We start from the raw sequence: 20,455 nt of genomic DNA on the forward strand, positions 1-20,455 counted from the left end.
CAAGCGCGCCTCCAAGACCCAAAACATGCTCGAGATCACCCTCGACATATTCCTCGCCAGAAAACGCCTGCAGAGTCCGGGGTGAACACTCCCCCCTTGCAGGGGAGGAAGATTGATCAGTTCGCCACCGCCACCGGCCCGCGTGGCGGCCCCGCCGCATCGGCCACCGCCGCCGCGACATTCTGGATCAGTTGTTGCCGCTTGCGGATATCCTCGGTCGTGTCGCCGATCATCACCGCGATGGCGAAGCGGCGGCCGTCGGGGGCGGTCAGCAGGCCGACATCGTTGAAGCCCGCATTGCGGCGGCCCAGATCCTGCCCCGTCCCGGTCTTGTGCGCGATCGTCCAGCCGCTGGGCACGGCGGCGCGCAGGCGGGCATGGCCGGTGCGCGAGGCCTCCATCGTGTCGATCAGGATACGGGTCGAGGTTTCGGACAACAGCTCGCCGCGCGCCAGCCGGGCCAGCGCATCGGCGATGGCGATCGGCGCCGCGCCATCGGGCGGATCGCTGACATAGGCGTCGAGCGCCGCGGTCCGCGCCGCGGGATCGAGCCGGTTGCGCGCCGCCTGGAACGCCCCCGCCATCGCGAAGGCGGGTTGCCAGGTCAGGCCCGCCGTCTTCGCCTGGAGCAGTCGCTCGCCGGGGCCGAAGCGGATATCGCCCAGCCGCTTGTTGGCGATCATCGCACGCACCGCCTGCGGGCCGCCGACATAGGTGAGCAGCCGGTCATTGGCGGTATTGTCGCTCTGGGTCAGCGCGCGGGTCAGCAGTTCGCCGACCGTGGTATGGTATCCGTCGCCCTTGACCAGCATCGCGATCGGCTGGTGGAACAGGGTCAGGTCCTCGCGCCGCACCACGATCGGCTCGTCCAGCCTTGCGCGGCCCTGGTCGCGCAAGGAGAGCAGCGTGATCGCGACCCACAGCTTGGACACCGATTGCTGGGGCAGGCGCTGGCGACCGCCGACCTCGACCGTCCAGCCGTCATCGACCGCGCGTACCGCAATGCCCTTCTTGCCCGAAAAACCGGCGGACAGCCGGTCGATCGTGCTGACCAGCCCGGCGGGCGCGGCGGGGGCGCGGCTGGGGCGGGGCGGGGGGAGCGGCATCGACACCGAAACCTGGGGATCGGGCACGCTGGGAGCATGGGACGTCGCGCCGGGGCGTGAATCCGCTCCACAGCCTGCGAGCCCCAAGAGAAGAAACCCGGCAGGCCATGAACGCAGCCCGCCGCTCGATACTCGCTTCGTCACCGCAATACCCCGCAACACAGGGGTATCCTTACGTGTTGACCGGGTGGGGGAAATCCCCGTGTCCGGGGCTTGCGACGAAAGGCCGCAACCACACGATAAGATGTGAAACATTCTAATTCCTCCCCTGCAAGGGGAGGAATCAGGGCTTGCTTCACGGAATCAGGATCGTGTCGACGGCTTCGGGCAAGGTCTCGGGATAATCGAGCGTATAGTGCAGTCCCCGGCTCTCCTTGCGATGCAGCGCGCAGCGGACGATCAGCTCGGCGGTCTGGAGCAGGTTGCGCAGCTCGATCAGGTCGGGCGTGACGCGGAAATGGCCGTAATAGTCGTTGATCTCGTCGGTCAGCATGCGGATGCGGTGCTGCGCACGCTCGAGCCGCTTGGTGGTGCGCACGATGCCGACATAATTCCACATGAAGCGGCGGATTTCGGTCCAGTTCTGCTTGATGACCACCTCTTCGTCCGAATCGGTGACGCGGCTCTCGTCCCAGGGGCGGATGGCGGGGGCGGGGGGCAGTTCGTCCCAATGCGCCGCGATATGGTTCGCGCACGCCTCGCCATAGACGAAGCATTCGAGGAGCGAATTGGAGGCCAGGCGATTGGCGCCGTGCAGCCCCGACTGGGTCACCTCGCCCGCCGCATAGAGGCCGGGCAGGTCGGTGCGCCCGTCGCGGTCCACGATGACGCCGCCACAGGTATAATGCTGCGCGGGCACGACCGGGATCGGCTGCACGGTCATGTCGATGCCTAGGCTCAGCAGCTTTTCGTGGATGTTGGGGAAATGCTCGCGGACGAAGGCGGGCGGCTGGTGGCTGATGTCGAGATGGACATAGTCCAGGCCCAGCCGCTTGATCTCATGGTCGATCGCGCGCGCCACGATGTCGCGGGGGGCGAGTTCGGCGCGCGGGTCGAGGTCGGGCATGAAGCGGTGCCCGGTCTCGGGGATTTTCAGATGCCCGCCCTCGCCGCGAACCGCCTCGGTGATCAGGAAATTCTTGACCTGGGTGTTGTAGAGGCAGGTCGGGTGGAACTGCATGAATTCCATGTTCGACACGCGCGCGCCCGCGCGCCACGCCATCGCGATGCCGTCGCCGGTCGCGCCCTTGGGCGCGGTGGAGAATTGATAGGTGCGTCCCGCGCCCCCGGTCGCCAGGATCGTCGCGCGCGCCTTGTGCACCACGACGCGGCCCGTCCGCCGGTCGACCGCATAGATGCCCCAGACATGGCCCGCCCCCGAATAGCGCATCTCGTGGCGGCTGGTCGCCAGGTCGATCGCGACCTGATCGGGGACCAGGGTGATATTGGGATGCGCCTCCGCCGCCTTCAGCAGCGCGTCGAGCACCGCCCAGCCGGTCGCGTCCGCCACATGCACGATCCGCCGGTGCGAGTGCCCGCCCTCGCGCGTCAGGTGGAGCATATTGCCCTCGGTCGCGAAGGGGACGCCCAGCTTTTGCAGGCGTTCGATCGCGGCGGGGGCGTTCTCGACCACGAATTCGACGGTGGCGCGGTCGTTCAGCCCCGCGCCCGCGACCATCGTATCCTCGATATGGCTGTCGAAGGTGTCGCCGGGTTCGAGGACGGCGGCGATGCCCCCCTGCGCCCAGGCGGTGGAGCCCTCGTTCAGCTTGCCCTTGGCCAGCACCGTCACCTTGAACCGGTCGGCTAGGTTCAGCGCCGCAGTCAGCCCGGCCGCGCCCGACCCGACGATCAGGATATCGGAATCGGTCATGCGCGGTCTCCTTCGGGCGCGGGGGCAGGGGTCATGGCGCACCCTGTGGCACGGACGCGGGGCGGGGGACAGGGGGTAACGCCTTGCCTTGGTGCGCGCGCCTTCCCACTTGCCCGTCATGGCGTTGGTCCGATCCGATTGGCGCGACCGTCTGCGCGCGGCGATCCCCACGGGGGTGATCGTGGGCGGCCTGGGCTATGCGCTGGTCCTGGGGCTGGGGATCGCGCCGTCCTCGACCGGGCCGTCCGAGGCGCTCGACAGTTTCGACGTGACGCCGCCCAAGCCGCCGCCCCCGCCGCCGGTCCAGCCCAAAAGGATCGAGAGCCACCGGCCGCGCGGAGCCGCCGCGCCTCCCAATATCCGGTCGCAGGCCACCCCGGTCGTCGCCCCGCCGCCGCTGGTCGTGCTGCCCCCGGTGTCGCCCGTCATCGCGGCGCCGGTCGCCGGCACGGGCGCGGACCCGAGCCAGGGCGCCTCCGACAAGCCCGGCCCCGGCACCGGGGCGGGTGGAATCGGCAACGGCACGGGCAGTGGCGGGTCGGGGGATGGGGACGGCTATGGCGACGAAACCCCGCCGCGCCGGATCAGGGGGCGGATCAAGGATTCGGACTATCCCGAAGCCGCCGCCGATGCAGGCGCCAGCGGGACGGTGCAGGTCCGCTATTTCGTCAATGTCGATGGCCGGGTCAGCGGGTGCGTGGTGACCAAGAGCAGCGGCAATGCCGCTTTGGACGAGACGACCTGCCGCCTGATCGAGCAGCGATACCGTTACGACCCGTCCCGCGATGCCGATGGGCGGCCGGTGCGGTCGATCATCGTGGTGAATCAGGATTGGGTGCTGGAGCGGATTCCCGCCGAGCGGTGAGGGCGGGGCGTGGGCTTCGACTTCGCTCAGCCTGAACGGACGTTGGGATATTTCGGTTCGCGCAGAGGCGCGGAGGACGCGGAGATGTTCGGTGCGCGGATAGCGCATCCCTTACCTATCATGGCCTGTTGGGGCGGACTGTAGAATGAGTGGAGTGGTACACCTCCGCGTCCTCCGCGCCTCCGCGCGAACAAATCAACTACCCCAAACCCCGTTCAGCCTGAGCGAAGTCGAAGGCCAAGGGAAACCTTCAAGCCCCAACACTCCGCGTCAACGACAGGAACACGTCTTCCAGATCGGCTTCCTTGGTCGAGACGTCGACGATCCCGTATCCGTCCGCCTGCACCGCCGCCAGCACCTGGCCCGCATTCACCTTGTCCTTGGCATAGGTGATCTCCAGCGTGCGGCTGCCCTTCAGCACGATCTTGCCGAAGCTGGCATGGTCGGGCACCGCCGCGACATCGCGGTCCACCGTCACCGCGACGATCTTTTCCTGCGCCTTGCCGACCAGTTCGCGGGTCGGCTCATTGGCGACCAGGCGACCATGGTTGATGATCGCGATCCGGTCGCACAGCTCCTCGGCCTCTTCGAGATAGTGCGTGGTCAGCACCACCGTCACGCCCTGTTCGTTCAACTGGCGGACATAGGCCCAGAGCTGCTGGCGAAGCTCGATGTCGACGCCCGCCGTCGGTTCGTCGAGGACCAGCACCGGCGGCGAATGCACCATCGCCTTGGCGACCATCAGGCGGCGCTTCATGCCGCCCGACAGGGTGCGCGAATAGGCGTTCGCCTTGTCCTCCAGATGCACCGCGCGCAGCAACTCCATCGAGCGGCGCTGGCCCTTGGGCACGCCGTACAGCCCGCCCTGGATATCCAGCGTCTCCAGCGGCGTGAAGAAGGGGTCGAACAGGATTTCCTGGTTGACGATGCCGATCGACGCCTTGGCGTTGCGCGGATGCCGGTCGATGTCGAAGCCCCAGATCGACGCCGATCCTTCGGTCTTCATCACCAGGCCCGCCAGGATGTTGATCAGCGTCGACTTGCCCGCCCCGTTCGGTCCCAGCAGCCCGAAGATCTGCCCCCGGGGCACGTCGAAACTGACCCCGTCGAGCGCGCGCTTGCCGCCCTGATAGGTCTTGGCGATGCCCTGGATCGAGATGGCGGCTTCGGTGCTGGCGGTCATGCGGCCCGAGATAGGCGTGTGGGGCGGACAGGCCAAGCCGGTTTTCGGGAATTGCACGGGGCTCCATGCCTTGCTATCGCGCGAGCCTATGTTGCCGCCGCCCGAAACCACCCGCGTCACCCAGACCCGCGTCGCTTGCGACGGTGCCACCGACATTCCCGGCGGCGCTGCGCTCGGTCATCCGCGCGTGTGGTTGCAGATCGACGAGACCGGCTATGTCGATTGCGGCTATTGCGATCGCCGCTTCGTGCTGATCGGCGGCCCGGCGGACGGCGCGGACCAGGCGGCGCTGCCGGATCATGGCGACGGCGCCGGGCGCTAAACCCCAACACGAATGAGACTCACGCCCCTCCCGCAAGCGGGAGGGGATGGGGGAGGGAAAAGCCGCGAGCGTAGGTCTCGGTGAGACTCATTGCCCTCCCCAAACCAGTTTCAGGTAAATGATGCCCCGCATCGTTTAGGTCATGCCGGGGGCATGACCGACCTGAAACTCGCCTGCGGGAGGGGCTTAAGAGAGCGCTGCGGTATGCGGCCGGGGCTTAACAAGGTCGGAATCCCGCCGACGGGAGATTTCAAACCTCGGCGGGGCGTCCTATATCCTCGTGATGACCGTCACCGATCCCCGCTCGTTCCTCTACCGCGACACGCTGGACCCCGAGGCGGCATTGCGCCTCACCGCCAATGCCCTGTCCCGCGCGGACGATGGCGAGCTGTACCTCCAATATAAGCGGTCCGAAGCCTTCGGATTCGACGACGGGCGGTTGAAGACGGCCAGCTACGACACCCATTCGGGCTTCGGCCTGCGCGCGGTGTCGGGCGAGATGACCGCCTTTGCCCATGCCAATGAACTGTCCGAGGCCGCGATCCGGCGCGCGGCGCAGACCATGGCGCTGATCGACCCCGCCAAGGGCGCCGCCGCGCCGCCGCCGCAGGGGACCAACCGGCACCTCTATACCGCGACCGATCCGCTCGACCTGATCCCCTTTGCCGAGAAGGTGTCGCTCTGCCAGACGATCGACGCCGCCGCCCGCGCGCGCGACCCGCGCGTCGTGCAGGTGTCGGTCGGCCTGTCGGGCAGCTGGAGCGTGGTCGAGATCGTCCGTGCCGACGGCTTCGTCGCCACCGATGTGCGGCCGCTGGTGCGGCTGAACATCTCGGTCGTGGTCGAACAGAATGGGCGGCGCGAGACGGGCAGCTTCGGGATCGGCGGCCGCTATCTGTACGACCGGCTGGTCGCGCGCGAGACGTGGGAGCGCGGCATCGACGTCGCGCTGACCCAGGCGCTGGTCAATCTGGACTCGGTCGCCGCCCCGGCGGGCGAGATGACCGTGCTGCTCGGGCCGGGCTGGCCGGGCGTGCTGCTGCACGAGGCGATCGGGCACGGGCTGGAGGGCGACTTCAACCGCAAGGGCACCTCGGCCTTTTCGGGGCGGATCGGCGAGCGGGTCGCAGCACCCGGCGTCACCGTGGTCGATGACGGCAGCCTGGCCGATCGGCGCGGGTCGCTGTCGATCGATGACGAGGGCACGCCGACGCGCGAGGTCGTTCTGATCGAGGACGGCATCCTGAAGGGTTACATGCAGGACCGGCTCAACGCCCGGCTGATGGGCGTCGCGCCGACCGGCAATGGCCGCCGCGAAAGCTTTGCCCATGCGCCGATGCCGCGCATGACCAACACCTTCATGAAGGGCGGGCAGGACGACCCGGCCGAGCTGCTGTCGCGGGTGAAGAACGGCATCTTCGCCAAGTCCTTCGGCGGCGGGCAGGTCGACATCGTGTCGGGCAAGTTCGTCTTCTCCTGCACCGAGGCGTATCGGATCGAGAACGGCAAGCTGGGCGCGCCGATCAAGGGCGCGACGCTGATCGGCGACGGGCCGAGCGTGCTGACCAAGGTGAAGGGCATCGGCAACGACTTCGCGCTGGACGAGGGCGTGGGGGTCTGCGGCAAGGGCGGGCAGAGCGTGCCTGCGGGCGTGGGCCAGCCGAGCCTGCTGGTCGAAGGGCTGACCGTCGGCGGAACCGCGCTGGCGGCGTGATTTCCCTTCCTCCCCTCAAAGGGGAGGTGGCAGGCCGTAGGCCTGACGGAGGGGTGTCACCCTCTCGATAGCGAGCCCCCACCCCTTGCAGGGGAGGAAGATTTGCCCAAAATTTGGGCATATCCTTACCAATGCCTAAAAATTGATGCCGCCGGGTAGGCCAAACGGATCGCGCCGCGCCATCATAGCGCGCAAAAGTCACGAAAACGTAACTGGCACACCCTTTGCAATGCTTGTCGGCGGGAAACGCAAAGGGGGCGCAGGTGAAGCTGATCATCGCTATCATCAAGCCGTTCAAGCTCGACGAGGTGCGCGAGGCGCTCACCACTTTGGGCGTGGCGGGCATGACGGTGACCGAGGTGAAGGGTTTCGGACGGCAGAAGGGCCAGACCGAAATCTATCGCGGTGCCGAATACAGCACCAACATGGTGCCCAAGATCAAGATCGAGGTCGTCTGCGCGTCCGAGATCGCTGACCGCGTCGTCGAATCGATCCAGGCCGCCGCCAATACCGGCGCGATCGGCGACGGCAAGATCTTCATGCTCGATGTCGGCCAGGCCGTGCGCATCCGCACCGGCGAAACCGACGAATCGGCACTCTGAGCAAGGGGGGATTTCGATGAAGCATGTCACCAAATTGGCGACCGGCGCGGCGGGCCTCGGCCTGACGCTGTTCGTCGCGCTGCCCGCCTGGGCCCAGGATGCCGCCGCGCTCCAGTCGCCCGCCGCCGCCGCGCCGGCCGCGACCGTGAACAAGGGCGACACCGCCTGGATGCTCACCTCGACCGTGCTGGTCATGATGATGATCCTGCCGGGCCTGGCGCTGTTCTATGGCGGTCTGACCCGCGCGAAGAACATGCTGTCCACCATGACTCAGATCGGCGCGGCCGCCTGCCTCGCGATGCTGATCTGGGTGATGTACGGCTATAGCCTGGCCTTCGGGCCGGACGTGTCGGGGGGCGCGTCCAACTTCATCTCCGGGCTGGGCAAGGCGTTCCTGAAGGGCGTCACGCCCGCCAGCCAGGCGGCGACCTTCACCGCCGGCGTCGAAATTCCCGAATATGTCTTCATCTGTTTCCAGATGACCTTCGCCGCGATCACCGCCGCGCTGGTCCTGGGTTCGGTGGTCGAGCGGATGAAGTTCTCGGCTGTCATGGCCTTCACCGCCGTGTGGCTGACCATCGTGTATTTCCCGATCGCGCACATGGTGTGGGCATCGTCGGGCCTGTTCTTCAAGGCGGGCGCGCTCGATTTTGCGGGCGGCACGGTGGTGCACATCAACGCCGGTGTCTCGGCACTGGTCGCCTCGCTGATCCTGGGCAAGCGCATGGGCTATCCGACGACCCCGATGCCCCCGCACTCGCTGACGCTGACCGGCGTGGGCACCGGCCTGCTGTGGGTCGGCTGGTTCGGGTTCAACGCGGGCTCCGCGCTGGAGGCCAATGGCTCGGCGGGTCTGGCGATGATCAACACCTTCGTCGCGACGGCGTCGGGCGGCCTGTTCTGGATGCTCGCCGAGCGTCTGGCGGGGCATAAGGGTTCGGCGCTGGGCTTCTGCTCGGGTATCGTCGCCGGTCTGGTCGCGGTGACCCCGGCGGCGGGCAATTCGGGCCCGTTCGGCGCGATCGTGCTGGGCGCCATCGCCAGCGTGATCTGCTTCTATGCGGTGTCGGTCCTGAAGCCCAAGCTCGGCTATGACGATGCGCTCGACGCCTTCGGCGTGCACGGCATCGGTGGCATGATCGGCGCGATCGGCACCGCCGTGGTCTACGCCCCCTCGCTGGGCGGTCCGGGTGCGGCGGATTACGTCATGAGCTCGAAGCTGCTGGTCCAGCTCGGCGCGGTCGCCACGACCATCGTCTGGGCCACCATCGGCACCGTCATCGCCATGTACATCGCCAAGGCGGTCACCGGCCTGCGCGTCTCGAAGGAAGTCGAGCAGGAAGGCCTCGACCTCGGCGAGCACGGCGAGCGCGCCTACAACTGATCGGGAGCGGGGGCGACAAGAACCCCCGCACCCCACGACGTTCCTCCTGCGGACGACCTAAGCCCGGTGCGGCAACGCACCGGGCCTTTTTTGTGTTGGCGGGGAAACCGCACCGACAGGGCGAAGGCCGGGGTAGAAAGTCGGACCACCCTCCGTTCACACTGAGCGAAGTCGAAGTGCACGGGATTCGCTTACCCGGAGGGTGGGGCGTGGCCTTCGACTTCGCTCAGGCTGAACGGAGGTGGGGCTGGGGGGATAGGGGGGAAGGGGGCGACCCTTACCGCCCCTTCGGCCCCGCCTGCTGCGCCCGTGCCGCCTTGGCCGCTTCATATTCATCGAAGGTGCGCGACAGCAGCGCCTGCGCCTCCGCCTCGGTCACCTTGCCGTCCTTGTTGGCATCGGCCTTGCCGAACCACAGCTCGGCCAGACGCCCGGCATGGACGTCGTCGATCTTCTTCTGGCCGTTGCCCATCTTCATGATCGCGGCCTTCACCTCGGCCTTGGTCAGCGCGCCGTCGTGATTGGTGTCGCGCGCCTTGAACTCGCGCGAGAATTTCGCGGCGGCGGATGCGCGGGTGTCCTGCGCCAGGGCGGGTACGGCAAGGGTCGCGGCGATCAGGCCGGTGACGAGGAAACGGGTCATGCGGGAACTCCTGAACGGAACATCATGGCCGCTCCTGACCGGCTTTGGCTGTCGCCGCAATGAACAAGCGGGGGAATGGGCCCAACCGAAGGTTGCGTGAGGCCGCCACAGCGCATAGGGGCCGGGGCAAATCCATCTCCTATCCTCGAAGGACTTTGCCGTGAGCGAAGATATCAAGCGCGTCGTCCTCGCCTATTCGGGCGGCCTCGACACCAGCGTCATCCTCAAGTGGCTGCAGCAGCATTATGGCTGCGAGGTCGTGACCTTCACCGCCGATCTGGGCCAGGGCGAGGAGCTGGAGCCTGCGCGCAAGAAGGCGGAGATGGCGGGCGTGAAGCCCGAGCACATCTTCATCGACGATCTGCGCGAGGAGTTCGTCAAGGATTACGTCTTCCCGATGATGCGCGCCAACGCGCTCTACGAGGGGCTGTACCTGCTCGGCACCTCGATCGCGCGGCCGCTGATCGCCAAGCGCCAGATCGAGATCGCCAAGATGGTGAACGCCGATGCGGTCAGCCACGGCGCGACCGGCAAGGGCAACGATCAGGTCCGTTTCGAGCTGGGCTATTATGCGCTGAACCCCGACATCAAGGTCATCGCGCCGTGGCGCGAATGGGACCTGACCAGCCGCACCAAGCTGATCGAATTCGCCGAGGCGCACCAGATCCCGGTGTCGAAGGACAAGCGCGGCGAGGCGCCCTTCTCGACCGACGCGAACCTGCTGCACACCTCGTCCGAGGGCAAGGTGCTGGAGGACCCGTGGGATGAGGTCCCCGATTACGTCTATTCGCGCACCGTCAACCCGGAAGACGCGCCCGACGTCCCCGAGACGATCACCATCGATTTCGAGCGTGGCGACGGCGTCGCGCTGAACGGCGAGGCCTGCTCGCCCGCCACGCTGCTGACCAAGCTGAACGAGCTGGGCCGCAAGCACGGCATCGGCCGCCTCGACCTGGTCGAGAACCGCTTCGTCGGCATGAAGAGCCGCGGCATGTACGAGACGCCGGGCGGCACCATCTATGCGCTGGCGCATCGCGGTATCGAGCAGATCACGCTCGACCGGGGCGCCGCGCATCTGAAGGACGAACTGGCGCCGCGCTATGCCGAACTGGTCTATAACGGCTTCTGGTTCTCGCCGGAGCGCGAGATGCTTCAGGCCGCCGTCAACTACAGCCAGGAGAAGGTGACCGGCACCGTCCGCCTGAAGCTGTACAAGGGCCAGGCGATCGTGACGGGGCGCAAGTCGCCCTATTCGCTGTACTCGGAAAAGGTCGTGACCTTCGAGGACGATCAGGGCGCCTATGACCAGCGCGACGCGGCGGGCTTCATCAAGCTCAACGCGCTGCGCCTGCGCTTGCTGGGCCGCCGCGACCGGATCTGATCCGGGTTCGGAGCTGAATGCCGAAAGGGCGGACGGGGCGACCTGTCCGCCCTTTTCCATGGGGCCTCGCCGCAGGTGGAGCGAAACCTATTTCAGTTTCACGCCGTGCAGGCTGCTGGTGGTGGCGATGATCAGATAGCCGTCCGGCGTCACGGTCAGCGGTCCGGCGAACCCGGTCTTCCAGACGACCGGATAGCCTGCCTTTGTCAGGTCGACCGCATAGGTGGTCGAGGTGCCGGCGACGAACATATGGCTGTCCGAGATTACGACATTGCCTGCCAGATTCTCGGTCCCGCCGACATCGATCGATCCCGCCAGCAACCCGCTCGACGTATCGATCAGATCCACGATCGTGCTCGCCGAGCGAATGGCATAGAGGCGGCTTCCTCGAACGGCGGGCTGGCCGGTATAGCTATAGCCCGTCCGCCAAAGTGCCTTTTCGCTGGCGAAGGAGAAAGCCGCGATCGGCAGCGAATTTCCGTCTGAGTAATTATCCGTGTAGGTAAAGACATGGCCATTGGCGTCCAGCATCGGTGCGCCGACATATTCACCCGAATAGCTGATGCCGTTTTTCGAGAAGAACGGGTTCTGGATGGATTTCACCACCGCCCCGGCTCTTGTCATTACTACCAGCGAGCCGGCCTTGAAATAATATACATAGCTCTGGTCGACGGCGACACTTTCGCCCTGCATGACGTAACCGCCATATTGACCGACGGCCTCGGTCCGCCAGAGCCGGTCGCCGGTCGGAGCGCTGGCGTCATAGACGACATTGCCATAATAGCCCGCCGCATAGAACAGCTCGTTGCCGACGGGGGTCGGCACGCTGCCGTCGCTGAACTGTGCGTCATAGGTCGGCGTGCTGACATACCCGCCCGTGGATGCGTTGATGACCTGCATCGGGGATGCCGTGGACGTCGTATTCGGCGTGATCGACGCGACCATGTTGTTGGAATAGGATGGGCCATAGGGTCGCCGTCCCCGCCCCAGGCTGGCCGCGCCCAGATCGAAGCCCCAGACGGACGCGCCGTTCGCGCTCGATACCGCCTGGGTGTAGATGTGGCCGTCCCCGCGCACGACATTGTAGAATATGGTGCCCGCGCGCGCCGCGACCGTGCTGGGAGGATTGGGCGTACCAATGGTCCACGCATCGGCAAAGCTCGCCGTCGCAAAGTTGGCCGGGACATAGCCGGTGTGTCCGGGATCGCGTTGCAGCGTCGACCAGTTGCCGTCGTCTGCGAGCGGGGTCGGCGTCGGCAGGATGAAGGGAGCCGGTGTTGGCGTCGGCGTGGCGATGGGCGTTGGTGTGGGTGTTGGCGTCGGACCCGGTGTCGGCGTTGGCGTCACGACGACATTCCCGGTCCCCCCAGATCCGCCGCCCTCACCGCCGCAGGCCCCTAGAAAAAGCAAAAATGCAATTGTCGACCAAGTCGATCGCTTCATGATGTCCCCCACCCCGGTATCTGCAATAGATTGCCGATGAGAAGTTCGTAATATGAAAAGAAGACTGGCGGCAAGCGTATCGCGATTGGTTCATGCCTTGCGCGAAAGCGCATCGACATTTTCCCATATCGCGATTTTCTCGCCAGCCCGCCGAGCAAGTTCAATGGCGGCGAAACGATCACCCGCTCCCGTCTGACGAGAGCCCTTTCTGATTTCAACAACTCGCCGCACCGCAGCAAGGGGGATGCTTGTCCTCGCCCCCTTCGATCCGCTAGGCCGATCGCCATGAATGGGGGAAAGCTCAACTGGTGGCAGACGCGGTGGTTCGTGGCGGCGATGGCGCTGCTCGCGGCCGTGCCGCTGCTCTGGCCGACGGTGCCGCCGCTGGTCGACCTGCCGGGTCATATGGGCCGTTACCGGGTCCAGCTCGATTATGCCGCGCAGCCCTGGCTGGCCAACTGGTATCATTTCGAATGGCAGATGATCGGCAATCTGGGCATCGACCTGCTGATCGAGCCGCTGGCGCCGATCTTCGGGCTGGAGCTGGCGGTCAAGCTGATCGTCATCGCCATCCCCGTGCTGACCGTCACCGGCCTGCTCTGGATCGCGCGCGAGGTGCAGGGGCGGATCCCCGCCACCGCGCTGTTCGCACTGCCGCTGGCCTATAGCTATCCCTTCCAGTTCGGGTTCGTGAACTTCGCGCTGGCGATGGCGCTGGCGCTGAACCTGTTCGCGCTGTGGCTGCGCATGGGGCGGCTGGGCGCGGTGCGGTTGCGCGGCATCGTCTTCGTGCCGCTGTCCTGCCTGCTCTGGGTCGCGCATACCTTCGGCTGGGGCGTGCTGGGCGTGCTGGCCTTTTCGGCCGAGCTGATCCGCCAGCATGACATGCGCCGTGCCAGGGGCGCGCATGGGGTGAAGGGGTGGATCGAATCCGCCATCCATGCCGGGATCGGCTGTATCCCGCTGGCACTGCCGATGGTGCTGATGGTGCTGTGGCGCTCGGGCGAGCATGTCACCGGGCAGACCACCGACTGGTTCAACTGGCGGTGGAAGATCAACTGGGTGACGATGGTCCTGCGCGATCGCTGGATGGCGTTCGACCTGGCCTCGGTCACGGTGCTGTTCCTCGTGCTGCTCAAGGGCGTGCGCGACGAGCGGGTGGAATATTCGCGCAATCTGGTGCTGACGGCGGCGTTCCTGGCGGTCGTCTATCTGCTGTTGCCGCGCATCGTGTTCGGTTCGGCCTATGCCGATATGCGGCTGGCGCCCTATGTTCTGGCGATCGCGCTGATCGCGCTCAGGCCCCGGCGCGGGCTGTCACTGCGCGGCGCGTCGACGCTGGCGGTGATCGGGCTGGTGTTCTTCGTCGTGCGGATCGGCGCCACCACGGTCAGCTATGGGATGTACAGCAACGATTACGACCGGGTGCTGACCGCGCTCGATCATGTCCCGCCGCGCGCGCGGCTGCTGACCTTTGTGGGCCGTCAATATTGCGCCGATGTCTGGCCGTCGAGCCGGCTGGAGCATGTCGCGGGCCTCGCGCTGGAGCGCAAGCTGGCCTATGCCAACGACCAATGGTCGATGGCGGGGGGCCAGCTGCTGACCGTGCGCTATGCCCCCGCCAAGCGTTTCGCGCACGACCCGTCCGAGATCGTGACCGCGCGCCGCTGTCGCGGGCAATGGTGGCGGCCGATCGACACCGCGCTCAAGCTGCTGCCGCGCGATGCGTTCGACTATGTCTGGCTGGTCCATCCGCCGCGCTATGACGAGCGGCTGACCCGCGGGCTGACGCCGATCTGGCGGTCGGGACGCGACGTGCTGTACCGGATCGACGATCGCCGTCCGATCATCGATCCGGCGGCCTATGAGCTGCTCAGCCGTCCTTCGCCCGAAGAGGAAAAGCGCGTCCCCGCCCGGCGCAAGGCGACCGCCGATCAGGACGACCGATAGGGGCTAACCCCGGCGGAACGGGGTCAGCTCGCCCAGATATTCGCTCTCCGCCGCCATCGCCTCGCGCTCGCGGGTCACGAACTCGGCGACGGCGCGGCGAAAGGCGGGGTGGGGGATGTAATGCGCCGAGTAGGTCGGCACCGGGGCATAGCCGCGCGCCAGCTTGTGCTCGCCCTGCGCACCCGCCTCCACGGTCGACAGCCCGCGCGCGATGGCGGCGTCGATCGCCTGGTAATAGCATAGCTCGAAATGGAGGAAGGGCACCTCCTCGGTCGCGCCCCAATAGCGGCCATAGAGCGTGTCCGCGCCGATCAGGTTCAGCGCGCCCGCGATCGGCAGCCCCTCGCGCATCGCAAGGATCAGCAGTACCTTGTCGCCCAGCCGCTCGCCGATCCGGTCAAAGGCGGCGCGGGTCAGATAGGGCTGGCCCCATTTGCGGCTGCCCGTATCCTGATAGAAGGTCCAGAAGGCGTCCCAATGCTCCGGCCGGATGTCGGCGCCGGTCAGGTGGCGGATGGTCAGCCCTTCGACGGCGGCGGCGCGCTCCTTGCGGATCGCCTTGCGCTTGCGGCTGGCCAGCGCGTCCAGGAAATCGTCGAAGCTGGCATAGCCGTCATTGCGCCAGTGGAACTGCACGCCCTCGCGGATCAGCCAGCCCGCCGCCTCGAAATGCGGAACCTGGTCGGGCGTGACGAAAGTGACGTGTGCCGAGGACAGCGCGTTCTGGTCGGTCACCGCCTCGATCGCGGCGATCAGCGCGGGCGCAAGCGCCGGGTCGCGCAGCAGCAGCCGGGGGCCGGGCACGGGCGAGAAGGGCGCGGCGACCTGGAGCTTGGGGTAATAGCGGCCCCCGGCGCGCTCCCACGCATCGGCCCAGCCATGGTCGAAGACATATTCGCCCTGGCTATGCGCCTTCAGATAGGCGGGCGCGATCGCGGCGGGCTGTCCGTCCGGGCCGTCGATCACGATGGGCGCGGGGGTCCATCCCGATCGGCCGCCGACGCTATGCGAGGTTTCGAGCGCGCTCAGGAAGGCGTGGCTGACAAAGGGATTGGCGGTGCCCGCACAGGCGTCCCACTGGTCGGGGGACAGGGCGGCGACGCCGGAGAGGATACGCGCGACGGCGGTGGTCATCGCGGTGGGATATGCGGTTTGGGGCGGGGCGGGACAAGGGCTGGCGGTTCGCTTGTGGCTTTCCCTCCCCCATCCCCTCCCGCTTGCGGGAGGGGCGTGCGATGGGGCGAGTTATAGGATTCCTCGCTAACCTCTGGCCGCTCCCCTCCCGCAGGCGGGAGGGGATGGGGGAGGGGATGGGGGAGGGCAGGGGCCACAGGCGACCCCGCCCGACAGGATCAGGCCAGCGCCACGATCGCGTCCACCTCGACCGCCGCGCCCAGCGGCAGTACCGGCACGCCGACGGCCGAGCGCGCATGGCGACCCGCTTCGCCGAACAACGACACCATCAGCTCCGACGCGCCATTGGCGACCTTGGGCTGGTCGGTGAAGTCGCCCGCCGAATTGACGAACACGCCCAGCTTCACGATCCGCTTCACGCGGGCCAGGTCGCCGCCCAGATATTTCTTGATCTGCGCCACCAGCATCAGGCCGCACGCCTGCGCCGCCTTCTGCCCGTCCTCCAGCGAGACGCCTTCGCCCAGCCGCCCGGTGACGAGCTGGCCGTCGATGAAGGGCAGCTGGCCCGAGATATGGAGGAGCCCGCCCGCCTCGACGACGGGGACATAGGCGGCGACGGGGGCGGCGGCCTCCGGCAGGGTGAGGCCGAACTGCTCGAGCGCGCGATCGATATGGGTGGTCATGGCGCGAGACATGGCGCGGTGCGGCCCCGCCGGTCAAGTATCCCGTCAGCCCGGCGCGGCGCGCCCCTCGGCGAATCGCGCGGCGATCCAGGTCTCGGCGCGCCGCCAGTCGTCGATCCGGGCATGCGCGGCGGGCGCGGGCGGGACATGCGGCGCCATTTCCGGCTCCGACACCATGTGCAGCCGGTGGACCTGCGGCGCATGCTCCGCGACCGAGGCGTGGTGTTGCGCCAGATCGTCGACGAAGACGGTGACGGGATGGCCATGCTCGGCGACGAGTCTCGCCACCGGCTCGCCCTTGGGGCCGGAATTGCACTGGACGCGGTGGGTGATGCCGAATCGCGCCAGCTGCTCGATCCGGGGCTGGCGGCATTCCTCGACCAGATTGGTCAGGATGACGATGTCGGCCTGTTTCGCCAGCGCGGCCAGCGCCTCGGCGGCGTGGGGCACCAGGGTCTGGCGCTCCATCTGGCCGGGGAAGAAGCCGTGAAGCAACTCCCAGGCCTCGTCATGGGTGGGGGCGGGGCCGCCGCCGCGCCGGGACAGCGATCCGAAAAAGTCGTGCCGGTCCAGCGCGAATTCCATGTCGTGCGCCTCGTCCAGCCAGTCGCGAAAGTGCCGCACCATATGGACCAGCACCTCGTCGCAGTCGCAGATCAGCAGCGGCTTCATGCGGCCTCCAGCGTCCGCCGCGCGGCGACCAGCGCCTCGGGACGCACGCCCAGCGAATCGGCGCATTCGATCAGGTCGGCCTCATGCCCCTCCAGAAAGGACAGGATGGCGGCCAGCACGCCGGGCTCGCCCGCCCCGCCGCGCAGTTCCTCGACCGACAGGCCGGTCAGCGCCAGCAGCCGTTCGGCGCGGCTCTGGCTTTGCAGCGTCCAGACGAGCGCCTGCAACGCCAGCGCCCCGGCCGTCTCGATGCGTGCGGGTTCGATTGTATCCGGTCCGGGCATTGCCTATCGTCACTCATGGTCAATGGTGGAACGGGCGTGACAAGAAAGGTGCTCGTTGTCGAGGACAACGAACTCAACCTCAAACTCTTCTGCGACCTCCTGCGCGCGCACGGCTTCATCGCGGAGCCGGTCCGCGACGGGCGCGAGGCGGTCGCACGCGCGCGCGAGGTCGAACCCGACCTGATCATCATGGACATCCAGATGCCGCATGTGACCGGCTATGAGCTGATCCTGGAGCTGAAGGCGGACGAGGAACTGCGCCGCATCCCGGTGATGGCGGTCACCGCCTATGCGGGCCGCGAGGACGAGGACCGGATCCGCGCGGCGGGGGCGGATTCCTATGTCTCCAAGCCGATCAGCCTGATGCGATTCATGGAGGCGGTGAACGCGTTGCTGTGAGGGGGCTGGTCCCCTACCTCCGTTCGCCCCGCTCCCCACCCTCCGTTCGCACTGAGCGAAGTCGAAGTGCACGCCCCGAACCCCTGCCACGGGCGTCATCCCGTGGCCTTCGACTTCGCTCAGGCTGAACGGAGAAAGGGGCGAGCAAGATGTCTATTTTGGGTGGCTAGCTGCCATGTGGCTTGAACCACCGACGGAAGAACGCCTGCCGCCCCGCCACTCGCTCCCGACGCTCCGCCGCTGCCTGCTCTTGGAACTGGGAACTGCTGTAACCGACCGCCCAGCGGTAAAGAGATACGAGCATCATGGCGAACATTGCCGCCCCACCAAGCGCAAAAACGCCGAGGGCAACCGGACCGTCACGCGAGAAGCCCAAAGCCTCAAGTGCGCTGATCACCGCTAGACTCAAGAAGACCGGCACACCCCAAACAAGCCGCTGCGCAAACGCGAATACCGGATTGTATCTTCGACTCGTCCAGTCCCGATCCATCCAGTTGATCAGCGCACGAAACATGGCGGCTCGCTCCCTCGTCACCGCCTTATCGCCTATTGCCGACGTCCGCTATTGGGCGAAGGCGAAAGCGACCCCCGACGCTTCGGGCTCAATCCTCCGAATCGTCCCCGACCGGCGCGGCCTTGCGCCCCTTGAACCCCTGCGCCACGACGAACCATTCCACCGATCCCTTGCGGCTCGACGGCGGCTTGGCGTGCTTCACGGTGGCGAAGTGGCGCTTCATCTCGGCGACCAGCTGCGAATCGGCGCCGCCCGCGAAGACCTTCGACACGAACACCCCGCCGGGCGACAGCACGTCGCAGGCAAAGGCGAAGGCCGTCTCGACCAGCGCCATGGTGCGCAGCGCGTCGGTCTGCGGATGGCCGACCGTGTTGGCCGCCATGTCCGACATGACCAGGTCGGGCGCGCCGCCCAGCGCCTCCATCAGCCTGTCGGGTGCCGCATCGTCCATGAAGTCCATCTCGAAGATGGTGACGCCGTCGATCGGGTCGACGGGCAACAGGTCGATGCCGACCACGCTGGCGTTCGGCACCTTGCGTCGCACCACCTGGCTCCAGCCGCCCGGCGCGATGCCGAGGTCGATGATCCGCTTCTTGCCGCGCAGGAAGCCGAACCGCTCGTCCAGCTCGATCAGCTTATAGGCCGCGCGGCTGCGATACCCTTCCGCCTTGGCGCGGCGGACATAGGGGTCGTTCAACTGGCGCTCCAGCCAGCGGGTCGATTGCGCGGTGCGGTTCCGGGCGGTGCGCACGCGCTGGTGCAGTCCCGAATTTCCTCTGCTCACGGTCTGGTGATTCCCATCAAACGCCGCAAAATCCCCTCGCGGATTCCACGGTCGGCGATCCCTAGCCGCTCGGCGGGCCAGAGGTCCAATATCGTCTCGAGGATGGCGCAGCCCGCGACCACCAGGTCGGCGCGCTCGGGCCCGATGCACGCGACCTTGCCGCGCGCGGCCAGGCTCTTGCGTGACAGGCTGGTGCTGATCTCGCGCATCGCCGCCGTCGGCACGATCAGCCCGTCGACCGCGGCCCGGTCATATTGGCTGAGCCCCAGATGGACGCTGCCCAGCGTCGTCACCGTGCCGCTGGTGCCCAGCAGCCGGGGGCGCTTCAGGTCGCGCGGCAGGCGTGCGGCGAAACCGGCAAAGCTGTCCGCGACGATCTGGCGCATCCGCGCATAGGCCGCCAGCCGCCCCGCCTCGCCCTCGCCGCCGCCCGCGCTTTCGGTGAGCGACACGACGCCCCAGGGGGCCGAATGCCAGTCGAGGATGCGGGGGCTGGGGCCGCGCGTGTCGACCAGCACCAGTTCGGTCGAACCGCCGCCGATGTCGAAGACCAGAGCGGGGTCCTCGCCCGGCTCGATCAGCGCGTGACAGCCGAGTACGGCGAGCCGCGCCTCTTCCTCAGCCGAGATGATGTCCAGATGGATGCCCGTCTCCGCCAGCGCGCGCGCGATGAAGGCGGGGCCGTTGGCCGCCCGCCGGCAGGCCTCGGTCGCGACCGCGCGCGACAGGGTGACGTTGCGGCGCCGCAGCTTGTCGGCGCAGACGCGCAGCGCCGCGATGGTGCGGTCGATCGCGGCGTCGGACAGGCGGCCGGTGGTGGCCAGCCCCTCGCCCAGCCGGACGATGCGCGAAAAGGCGTCGACCACGGCAAAGCCGCCGCCCTGCGGCCGCGCGATCAGCAGCCGACAATTGTTGGTGCCAAGGTCGAGCGCGGCATAAGCCTGCGCATCGGACCACCGGCCACGCTGGGGCCGGGGCGGTGCCGGACGGGCAGGGGGCTTGGCCTGCCGGTACGGCCGTCGGGTGGGTTGATCCCCCATCGCCGTATCTCGCTTTATTCTGTTCTATCCGTCACGGACATGAGCGTCCGCCGGTGCTTGGTCCCCAAGGTAGCGGGTCGGTGCCCATGCGACAAGACGCACCGCATCAAAGCCTGTTGACAAGCCCCGCCAGCCCGCCTAGAGGCACGCCCCTGTTCGGTGCCCCGTCGTCTAAAGGTAAGACCACGGACTCTGACTCCGTTAATTGAGGTTCGAATCCTCACGGGGCATCCAGACATTTGCCGGGATCAGGCGATCTGATCCGCAGGCTGGGCAAGCGCCCGCCCATATCCCCTTCCAAGAAATGTCACGCTGAGGATCGGCGTCGGCTGCCGTTGATTCGCGCGGCTGTGGATGATGACTTAGGTCGGATCGACATTCGGAATTGCTTCTTCTTCCCCTCTCCCCTGGACAGGGGAGAGGGTTAGCGAAGCTTGCCAGCCTGCTGGCTAGCGCAGCTTGGGTGAGGGGTTGAGCGA

At 67.2% G+C, this 20,455-nt stretch carries 20 protein-coding genes and 1 tRNA gene; 9 read left to right on the forward strand and 12 right to left on the reverse strand.

The window, feature by feature from the left end:
• Positions 1 to 116: 116 nt before the first annotated feature.
• A complete protein-coding gene (locus ABIC44_RS18820) occupies positions 117 to 1,256 on the reverse strand; it encodes a serine hydrolase (protein ID WP_502959867.1) in 1,140 nt (379 codons plus the stop codon).
• A 145-nt stretch (positions 1,257 to 1,401) separates the two neighbouring features.
• Positions 1,402 to 2,979: an L-aspartate oxidase gene (gene nadB, locus ABIC44_RS18825; RefSeq protein WP_354296958.1), complete on the reverse strand. Its 1,578-nt coding sequence runs from the start codon at positions 2,977 to 2,979 to the stop codon at positions 1,402 to 1,404.
• 118 nt (positions 2,980 to 3,097) lie between these two features.
• On the opposite strand from nadB, the gene ABIC44_RS18830 reads away from it, so the two are divergent.
• Positions 3,098 to 3,844 carry an energy transducer TonB gene (locus ABIC44_RS18830; RefSeq protein ID WP_354296959.1) on the forward strand — a complete coding sequence of 249 codons (747 nt, stop codon included), beginning with the start codon at positions 3,098 to 3,100 and terminating at the stop codon, positions 3,842 to 3,844.
• A gap of 250 nt (positions 3,845 to 4,094) precedes the next feature.
• On the opposite strand, the gene ABIC44_RS18835 is transcribed toward ABIC44_RS18830, so the two are convergent.
• Positions 4,095 to 5,027, reverse strand: coding sequence for an ABC transporter ATP-binding protein (locus tag ABIC44_RS18835; protein ID WP_354296960.1), 933 nt, complete (start codon positions 5,025 to 5,027; stop codon positions 4,095 to 4,097).
• Between the two features lie 88 nt (positions 5,028 to 5,115).
• Between ABIC44_RS18835 and ABIC44_RS18840 the strand changes: the two genes are divergently transcribed.
• From ABIC44_RS18840 to ABIC44_RS18855, 4 genes are all read left to right on the forward strand, one after another.
• Positions 5,116 to 5,349, forward strand: a complete 234-nt coding sequence (locus tag ABIC44_RS18840; protein ID WP_307104697.1) for a zinc-finger domain-containing protein — start codon at positions 5,116 to 5,118, stop codon at positions 5,347 to 5,349.
• A gap of 283 nt (positions 5,350 to 5,632) precedes the next feature.
• Complete coding sequence (gene tldD / locus ABIC44_RS18845) at positions 5,633 to 7,063, forward strand: metalloprotease TldD (protein ID WP_354296962.1); 1,431 nt, start codon at positions 5,633 to 5,635, stop codon at positions 7,061 to 7,063.
• A 263-nt stretch (positions 7,064 to 7,326) separates the two neighbouring features.
• Positions 7,327 to 7,665 carry a P-II family nitrogen regulator gene (locus ABIC44_RS18850; protein WP_042488306.1) on the forward strand — a complete coding sequence of 113 codons (339 nt, stop codon included), beginning with the start codon at positions 7,327 to 7,329 and terminating at the stop codon, positions 7,663 to 7,665.
• A gap of 16 nt (positions 7,666 to 7,681) precedes the next feature.
• Positions 7,682 to 9,049: an ammonium transporter gene (locus tag ABIC44_RS18855; RefSeq protein ID WP_309691468.1), complete on the forward strand. Its 1,368-nt coding sequence runs from the start codon at positions 7,682 to 7,684 to the stop codon at positions 9,047 to 9,049.
• Between the two features lie 277 nt (positions 9,050 to 9,326).
• Here the strand turns inward: ABIC44_RS18855 and ABIC44_RS18860 are convergent, their stop codons facing one another.
• Positions 9,327 to 9,692, reverse strand: coding sequence for an EF-hand domain-containing protein (locus ABIC44_RS18860; RefSeq protein ID WP_354296964.1), 366 nt, complete (start codon positions 9,690 to 9,692; stop codon positions 9,327 to 9,329).
• 160 nt (positions 9,693 to 9,852) lie between these two features.
• Between ABIC44_RS18860 and ABIC44_RS18865 the strand changes: the two genes are divergently transcribed.
• Positions 9,853 to 11,073 carry an argininosuccinate synthase gene (locus tag ABIC44_RS18865; protein WP_307101938.1) on the forward strand — a complete coding sequence of 407 codons (1,221 nt, stop codon included), beginning with the start codon at positions 9,853 to 9,855 and terminating at the stop codon, positions 11,071 to 11,073.
• Between the two features lie 87 nt (positions 11,074 to 11,160).
• On the opposite strand, the gene ABIC44_RS18870 is transcribed toward ABIC44_RS18865, so the two are convergent.
• Positions 11,161 to 12,420, reverse strand: a complete 1,260-nt coding sequence (locus ABIC44_RS18870; RefSeq protein WP_354296965.1) for an outer membrane protein assembly factor BamB family protein — start codon at positions 12,418 to 12,420, stop codon at positions 11,161 to 11,163.
• 381 nt (positions 12,421 to 12,801) lie between these two features.
• Between ABIC44_RS18870 and ABIC44_RS18875 the strand changes: the two genes are divergently transcribed.
• Positions 12,802 to 14,466 carry a hypothetical protein gene (locus tag ABIC44_RS18875; RefSeq protein ID WP_354296966.1) on the forward strand — a complete coding sequence of 555 codons (1,665 nt, stop codon included), beginning with the start codon at positions 12,802 to 12,804 and terminating at the stop codon, positions 14,464 to 14,466.
• Positions 14,467 to 14,469: 3 nt separating this feature from the next.
• Here the strand turns inward: ABIC44_RS18875 and ABIC44_RS18880 are convergent, their stop codons facing one another.
• From ABIC44_RS18880 to ABIC44_RS18895, 4 genes are all read right to left on the reverse strand, one after another.
• Positions 14,470 to 15,600 (reverse strand): GNAT family N-acetyltransferase, encoded by a 1,131-nt coding sequence (locus ABIC44_RS18880; protein ID WP_354296967.1) that lies wholly within the window; start codon positions 15,598 to 15,600, stop codon positions 14,470 to 14,472.
• 218 nt (positions 15,601 to 15,818) lie between these two features.
• A complete protein-coding gene (locus ABIC44_RS18885; RefSeq protein WP_354296969.1) occupies positions 15,819 to 16,283 on the reverse strand; it encodes a RidA family protein in 465 nt (154 codons plus the stop codon).
• 45 nt (positions 16,284 to 16,328) lie between these two features.
• Complete coding sequence (locus ABIC44_RS18890) at positions 16,329 to 16,955, reverse strand: HAD family hydrolase (RefSeq protein WP_354296970.1); 627 nt, start codon at positions 16,953 to 16,955, stop codon at positions 16,329 to 16,331.
• Positions 16,952 to 17,239 (reverse strand): DUF3572 family protein, encoded by a 288-nt coding sequence (locus ABIC44_RS18895; RefSeq protein ID WP_307101950.1) that lies wholly within the window; start codon positions 17,237 to 17,239, stop codon positions 16,952 to 16,954. The genes ABIC44_RS18890 and ABIC44_RS18895 overlap by 4 nt, the downstream gene beginning before the upstream one ends.
• Before the next feature lie 36 nt (positions 17,240 to 17,275).
• On the opposite strand from ABIC44_RS18895, the gene ABIC44_RS18900 reads away from it, so the two are divergent.
• On the forward strand, positions 17,276 to 17,638 hold the full coding sequence (locus ABIC44_RS18900) for a response regulator (RefSeq protein ID WP_307101952.1): 363 nt from the start codon (positions 17,276 to 17,278) through the stop codon (positions 17,636 to 17,638).
• A gap of 166 nt (positions 17,639 to 17,804) precedes the next feature.
• On the opposite strand, the gene ABIC44_RS18905 is transcribed toward ABIC44_RS18900, so the two are convergent.
• The 3 genes from ABIC44_RS18905 to ABIC44_RS18915 all read right to left on the reverse strand — a co-directional run bounded on the left by ABIC44_RS18905 (position 17,805) and on the right by ABIC44_RS18915 (position 19,976).
• Positions 17,805 to 18,152 carry a hypothetical protein gene (locus ABIC44_RS18905; protein WP_354296972.1) on the reverse strand — a complete coding sequence of 116 codons (348 nt, stop codon included), beginning with the start codon at positions 18,150 to 18,152 and terminating at the stop codon, positions 17,805 to 17,807.
• An 88-nt stretch (positions 18,153 to 18,240) separates the two neighbouring features.
• Positions 18,241 to 18,936 (reverse strand): RlmE family RNA methyltransferase, encoded by a 696-nt coding sequence (locus tag ABIC44_RS18910; protein ID WP_307101954.1) that lies wholly within the window; start codon positions 18,934 to 18,936, stop codon positions 18,241 to 18,243.
• Positions 18,933 to 19,976, reverse strand: a complete 1,044-nt coding sequence (locus ABIC44_RS18915; protein WP_307101956.1) for a Ppx/GppA phosphatase family protein — start codon at positions 19,974 to 19,976, stop codon at positions 18,933 to 18,935. The genes ABIC44_RS18910 and ABIC44_RS18915 overlap by 4 nt, the downstream gene beginning before the upstream one ends.
• A gap of 160 nt (positions 19,977 to 20,136) precedes the next feature.
• Here ABIC44_RS18915 and ABIC44_RS18920 point away from each other — a divergent pair.
• Positions 20,137 to 20,210, forward strand: a tRNA-Gln gene (locus ABIC44_RS18920).
• Positions 20,211 to 20,455 lie beyond the last annotated feature (245 nt).

The sequence above is a fragment of the Sphingomonas sp. 1185 genome (assembly GCF_040544655.1).
Taxonomy (GTDB): Bacteria; Pseudomonadota; Alphaproteobacteria; order Sphingomonadales; family Sphingomonadaceae; genus Sphingomonas.